The organism is Romboutsia sp. (assembly GCF_035470145.1).
Taxonomy (GTDB): domain Bacteria; phylum Bacillota; class Clostridia; order Peptostreptococcales; family Peptostreptococcaceae; genus Romboutsia_D.
The window spans coordinates 1-6,047 of the sequence record NZ_DATIRC010000358.1 but is presented as its reverse complement, the minus strand read 5'-3'; the positions used below and the strand labels follow the sequence as shown (position 1 = coordinate 6,047).

Sequence of the window (6,047 nt, the reverse complement as noted above, 5' to 3'; positions counted from 1 at the left end):
TCAAAATATCTATCTTTATCGCAAAGATGTCTATTAGTTATAAGATACATTAAAATCTCTCCCAGTCCTTAAATACATGTTGATATCCAATACTCTTTAACATTTCTTTTATATCTGAAACCTTACTTTCATCACTTATTTTAAATTGAGCAGTATCTCCATTTTCTTGTGAATGTCCACCAACATCTGTTGAAACTCCTGCACTTAGTTTTGTTACTCCAAGAGGTACTAAATTTTTTCTTAAGTCTAAATTTTCTCTCGTTGACAGGTTTATTCCTCCATGATTGTCAAACAATCTAATACAAAGCATAGCTTGAACCAAATCAATATCAGTAACTTCCTTTATACCTTCATAACATCCTTTAAAAGGCCTTATTCTAGGAACCGAATATGAAAGTTCTACATTAGGATAATTTTTTCTTAAATATTTCCCATGCAATAAAGTAAAGAAAGTTTCTTTTCTAAAATCATTAAGCCCTAAAAGTGCTCCTATTGATAAGCTTCTCATGCCAGCCTTTGCGCCTCTTTCTGGTGCATCTAATCTAAATTTATAATTTGACTTAGGTCCCTTTATATGAACTTCTTTATAAATTTTTTCATCATATACTTCTTGATAAACAGTAAGAGAGTCTACACCTTTATTTACAATGTATTCATATTCTTCTACTTCCATTGGATAAACTTCAAGACCTATTGATGAAAATTTAGGCTTTAGAATTTCTACTGCTTGACCTATGTATTCAACATTTGAATGTATATTACTTTCTCCTGTTAATAGCAACAAATGTTTAAAACCTTCTTTTGAAATAGCTTGTCCTTCTATTTTTATTTCGTCCATATTGAGCTTTTTTCTTTTAATACCACTTTCTGAATTATAACCACAGTAAACACATTTATTTATACAATAATTTGCTATATACATAGGAGTATATAAGCATATTGTTTTTCCAAAGTATTGATTAGTTATAGCATTTGATTTTCTAGCCATTTTTTCTAAATATTTTATTGCTTTTTTAGAAAGTAAATTTAATAAATCATATTCATCTAAGTTATCTTTTTCTAGACTTCGCTCTACATCATACTCTGTAACGTTTTCCATATAATCATCTATATCAAAATTTTCATAGCTTTTTATTACTTCATAAAAACTCATTTTAATTGCCCCCTATAAGCCTTATACAGCTTCAAATATATAATTATCTTTTATTTACTCAGCTGTTATAGCACTATCTAAAAATCCTGTTAATGGAGATGATGCATTTGCATAATTTGATACACTTCCACACTTTGCAATATATGCTTCTCTTCCACCTTCTACTGCTAATTTAAAAGCTTTCGCCATTTTTATAGGATCACTTGCTGATGCTATTGCAGTATTTACTAGTACCGCTGCTGCTCCCATTTCCATAGCTTCCATTGCTTGTGATGGCTTTCCAATTCCTGCATCAACTATTATAGGTATATCTAATTCTTCTATCATGATTTTTATCATTTCTTTCATTTTAATTCCTCTATTAGATCCAATAGGTGCACCAAGTGGCATAACAGCAGCAGCCCCTGCTTCTATAAGTCTTCTTCCTGCATAAAGGTCTGGACTCATATATGGAAGTACTACAAAACCTTCATCTGCTAATATTTTTGTAGCCTTTATTGTTTCTTCATTGTCTGGTAGTAAATATTTATTATCTGAAATGACCTCTATTTTTATAAAATTACCGCATCCCATTTTACGTGCTATTCTTGCTATTCTTACTGCTTCTTGATGATTTGTTGCTCCTGATGTATTTGGTAGTATTGTCATATGATTTGGTATATGTGTTAATATATTTTCTTCTTTATTATCTAAATCAACTCTTCTTAGAGCCATAGTTATTATCTCGCTTCCACTTTCTTCAATTACTTTTGGCAATATATCATTAGAACCGTACTTACCAGTTCCAATTAAAAGTCTACTATCAAATTCGTGTCCACCTAAAACTAGTTTATCCATAATTTTTTCCCCCTAAAGTTTTTCAATTAAAATTTGAGTAGCTAAATTAGCCATATGATTAGCACAAATGGCAACTCTTGGAGCCATCAGTCCTTCTCCTATCTTAGCTTCATTTATAAGATCTCCACATATGTAAAACTTGTCTCTAATTTTTTTAGTTTTTATTATATTTGAATCATAATATCCTGCCATACCAGATGATGCAATTAAGTATTTATCTTTCATATTTATTAAAACATAATTACTAATTTGAGCTTTATACTTTGGTTTATCAAAGGCCTCTATTATTATATCTACATCATTAAATATATTCATATTTTCTTTATTTACAAGCATATTGTAAGTTTTTATATTTATAAACGGATTTATTTTAGATATATTATCATACATTGCTTGAGTTTTATATTTTCCTATATCATCTATAAAATATTGTTGTCTATTTAGATTTGATGGTTCTACAATATCAAAATCTGCAAGTATCAATTGGCCAACCCCAATTCTTGCTAAAGATATCGCTATATTTGACCCTAGTCCCCCAAGACCTAATATAGCCACCTTTCCTTTTTTAAGTTTATTATATACATTAGGAGTATGCCTTGCTATTAACAAATTTTCTAACTCATCCATACCTAAACTTTCGCCTTTTTTGATTAATGTTATCTTATCATGTTCTTTAATATTTTCATCTTTTTCTATTTGGTGGCCATTTAAAATCAAAACATCACAGTTTTTTTTATACTCATCTCTAACTTGGTATGCAGTTATATTTTCTTTCACTTCTGTTAAGTTTTCATTTATAAAAATTTTCATTTTAGCCTCCCCCAACAAACCTAATAAGCTCTATAATATCATCTTCTCTTATTATATATTTTTCATATTGATCTTCTTCTAATATATTTAAGTTAACTTCTACTACTACTGTTTCTTTCTTTATTTCAAAATCATTTAATAAACTAAGTATATTTTTATTTTCTTGAAATTTTATTTCTTTACCATTTACTTTCATCTTCTCACCCCTATCCATTGCAAATCCATGCATATTAATCAAATATTTTCTTACCTGAATTATATACTGTTTACAATTATTTAATTTAAATAAAAAATTTGCTTCAATATAAAAAAGTGCTTATCCTAAATTTAAGGAAAGCACTTTCATAATTTACATACTCTAAATAACATATGTTATTCGTAAATTCATATTAAAAGCTTCCCTTCGCAAGCATTACCTTGATCAGGTGGTTAGGGTCTTTAAGTTGAGGCTTTTTTCTCAGCTAGCCAATTCTAGCTCCCCTAGCTCTAATTTTTATTTATTTTTTACAATTTGAGTATATCATAGTGATTTTATTACTTCAACAACATAGTGTATTTTATTCATATATTTTTAGCGTTTTGTCTTTACTATTAATATTTTTTATACCATTAACAATATTCTCTAAGATTTTATGAAATTTAAAATTTCTAAATATCGTTGATATAAATATTATTCCAAGTGCAAGCGAACCTGCTATTACTAATGTATCAATTCCATATTCTATAGCCTTAAGATAGTCACCTATTAAAAATTCATACATAGTGTTATAAATACCATACCCTGGAACTAATGGTATAAGACAACATACTGTCAGTGTAGTTGCTGGAGTTTTGCAAACTCTAGCACATATTTCACAATATATACTAAAACATATTGCAGCCATAAAATAAGAACTACTTTCAACACCTGTATAACTCAAACAAAATTTATATATAAACCAGCTTAATCCCCCGCCTATACCTGCTGCTATCAGTCTTTTTCCCTTTATATTAAAAAGTACACCAAAACTAATAGCAGTTAAAAAAGCTGCCATTACTTCTATAATCATGCTACATCACTCCCATTTGTAAATACAGATGAATTATAACACCGGTTCCACCTGCTATTGATATTCCTATTAAAATTGCTTCTGCTGCTTTTGTAAGTCCCGATATTAACTGCCCTTCTATTATATCCCTTATAGAGTTAGTAAGTGCAAGACCTGGTACTAAGAGCATTATACTTCCTGCAATTAATTTATCCATTTCTTTAATAATACCAATATCTAAAAGTACTACTGAACAAATAGCTACAACTGCTCCACATATACTATTTATAAAAAATTCATTTAAACATGATTTACTTAAATTAACAGAGACTAATTTAGTTATAATACCAACTATAAATGATGCTAATATCGCATTTAAATCTCCCCCAAATAGCAATGTAAATGTAGCGGTTGCCATTCCTGAAAAAAATAATATTGTTTTTTTAGAATATGAGTCTTCTCTACACAATTTTTCTAACTCTTCTTCACATTCATCAATGGTTAATTTTTCTACATATACTTTTCTCGATAAAGAATTTATATTATGCACTTTATTTAAATTTACTCCCCTTGATTTTATTCTTTTGACGATTGAATGAACTTTTCCTTCGATTGATACAGAAACCATTACTGCAGTAGGTGTAGCAAAAACATCAACTTCATCTACATTAAAAGACTGACATATTCTTGATATAGTTTCTTCTACCCTATATGTTTCTCCACCACTTTGTAACATTAATTTCCCTGCATTAGATGAAAAATTGAGAACCCTATTAATATCCATAAAAATTCCCCCTTTATTTAACAATAGATTCATTATAACATAGTAAATGTTGTAATTTTATATATTTTTTCAACAGCTTATACATTAAAGATTTTCATTTTTTTTTATTAAGAATTCTATTTTTTTCATTTAATATTTTATGTATATATTAATTTTGAGTGCGTATTTTTTTATTTTTTTAACTCAATCTTACAAAGTTTTAATATTGATTTTTTTCAGATAATACATATTTAAAATAGTAATACATATATTAATCACCATTTTTATACATTTGAATTTCTTGGTTAATTAAGATAAATTATTTATGACTAGGTTATAACACTTTTATGATTTTGCAAAATTAAAGGTGATAAACTTATTTAGCTTATCACCTTTAATTTATAAATATATTTAATATTATTTATCACAGCACGCTATGCCTAAAACTCCCGGACCTGTGTGAGCAGTTATACAACTTCCTAAATTAACTTCTACGCAATCTCCAAGATTAAATTCTTCATTTAATTTTTTCTTTAATGCTTCTAAGTCTATATCATTATCTCCACAACCTATTATAACTTGTTTTTTACTTAAATCTTGTCCATGTTGTTCTTTTATAAGTTCTGTTATTTTACTTATAACTTGTTTTTTACCTCTAGCTTGAGAAGCTGGTTTGATTGATCCATCTTCTAAACATAGTATAGGCTTTATATTTAACATATTTCCTATAGTAGCCTTTGCTAATGATATTCTTCCACCTTTTTGTAGATACTCTAATGTTTCAACTGTGAAAAGTAAAGATATATTATTTCTTAAACGCTCTAAATGATTTAATATTTCTTCTACATTCTTGCCTTCCTTAGATAATCTAGCTGCTGCAAGTACTATATATCCACTACCTATTGATAGAGATAAGCTATCAAAAGTATTAATAGTCCCTTGTTTAATATCATTCTTAGCCATTACAGCACTTTGGTATGTTCCTGATGCTTTTGAAGATCCTCCAATATATAAAATTTCTCTATTTTGTGATGTGTATTTTTCAAAGACATTTTTAAACGCTACATATGTTACTTGAGATGTTTTAGGAAGCTTATCATTTTCTCTAAGCATTTTATAAAACTCAACTTTAGTTATATCTACTCCATCTATGTATTCTTTATCATCAAATATTATACTAAGTGGTACTACTTCTATATCATATTTTTGTACCAATTCAGTTGGTATATCCGCTAAACTGTCACATATTATTTTTATATTACTCATTTTATTTTCCTCCATATTTAGTAGCTTTACTAAATTTGTATATTAATTCATTATTTATATGTATAATTGTTTTTTTAATTATTATTATCCAATTTTAACATCTTATCATCTTTTTTATTTTTTTTCAATATACAAATTTTACAAAATTTTCACTCTCTATATATAATAGTCATATAAATATAAATAAATA

At 27.6% G+C, this 6,047-nt stretch carries 7 protein-coding genes and 1 riboswitch; all 7 genes read right to left on the bottom strand.

Translation table 11 applies throughout. The features are described from left to right. Positions 1-49: 49 nt before the first annotated feature. The 7 genes from thiH to VLM92_RS14265 all read right to left on the bottom strand — a co-directional run bounded on the left by thiH (position 50) and on the right by VLM92_RS14265 (position 5,857). Entirely contained in the window at positions 50-1,153 is a 1,104-nt protein-coding gene (gene thiH, locus VLM92_RS14295; RefSeq protein WP_325276999.1) for a 2-iminoacetate synthase ThiH, read from the bottom strand. Between the two features lie 54 nt (positions 1,154-1,207). Continuing rightward, the gene (locus VLM92_RS14290; RefSeq protein ID WP_325276998.1) at positions 1,208-1,990 is read right to left on the bottom strand and encodes a thiazole synthase; all 783 of its coding nucleotides are present in this window, start codon (positions 1,988-1,990) and stop codon (positions 1,208-1,210) included. 12 nt (positions 1,991-2,002) lie between these two features. Continuing rightward, positions 2,003-2,800, bottom strand: coding sequence for a thiamine biosynthesis protein ThiF (gene thiF, locus VLM92_RS14285; protein WP_325276997.1), 798 nt, complete (start codon positions 2,798-2,800; stop codon positions 2,003-2,005). 1 nt (position 2,801) lies between these two features. Then, positions 2,802-2,996, bottom strand: coding sequence for a sulfur carrier protein ThiS (gene thiS / locus VLM92_RS14280; protein WP_325276996.1), 195 nt, complete (start codon positions 2,994-2,996; stop codon positions 2,802-2,804). A 185-nt stretch (positions 2,997-3,181) separates the two neighbouring features. Beyond that, a riboswitch (TPP riboswitch) is annotated at positions 3,182-3,292 on the bottom strand. A gap of 65 nt (positions 3,293-3,357) precedes the next feature. After that, positions 3,358-3,849, bottom strand: a complete 492-nt coding sequence (locus VLM92_RS14275; RefSeq protein ID WP_325276995.1) for a threonine/serine exporter family protein — start codon at positions 3,847-3,849, stop codon at positions 3,358-3,360. A 1-nt stretch (position 3,850) separates the two neighbouring features. Further along, positions 3,851-4,612 carry a threonine/serine exporter family protein gene (locus VLM92_RS14270; protein ID WP_325276994.1) on the bottom strand — a complete coding sequence of 254 codons (762 nt, stop codon included), beginning with the start codon at positions 4,610-4,612 and terminating at the stop codon, positions 3,851-3,853. A 396-nt stretch (positions 4,613-5,008) separates the two neighbouring features. Further along, positions 5,009-5,857, bottom strand: a complete 849-nt coding sequence (locus tag VLM92_RS14265) for a DegV family protein (RefSeq protein ID WP_325276993.1) — start codon at positions 5,855-5,857, stop codon at positions 5,009-5,011. Positions 5,858-6,047: the final 190 nt, after the last annotated feature.

Excerpts from the sequence above, each read along its gene's own strand:
- thiS (WP_325276996.1), bottom strand. The coding sequence starts at position 2,996 with ATGAAAGTAAATGGTAAAGAAATAAAATTTCAAGAAAATAAAAATATA.
- VLM92_RS14275 (WP_325276995.1), bottom strand. The coding sequence starts at position 3,849 with ATGATTATAGAAGTAATGGCAGCTTTTTTAACTGCTATTAGTTTTGGT.
- VLM92_RS14270 (WP_325276994.1), bottom strand. The coding sequence starts at position 4,612 with ATGGATATTAATAGGGTTCTCAATTTTTCATCTAATGCAGGGAAATTA.
- VLM92_RS14290 (WP_325276998.1), bottom strand. The coding sequence starts at position 1,990 with ATGGATAAACTAGTTTTAGGTGGACACGAATTTGATAGTAGACTTTTA.
- thiH (WP_325276999.1), bottom strand. The coding sequence starts at position 1,153 with ATGAGTTTTTATGAAGTAATAAAAAGCTATGAAAATTTTGATATAGAT.
- VLM92_RS14265 (WP_325276993.1), bottom strand. The coding sequence starts at position 5,857 with ATGAGTAATATAAAAATAATATGTGACAGTTTAGCGGATATACCAACT.
- thiF (WP_325276997.1), bottom strand. The coding sequence starts at position 2,800 with ATGAAAATTTTTATAAATGAAAACTTAACAGAAGTGAAAGAAAATATA.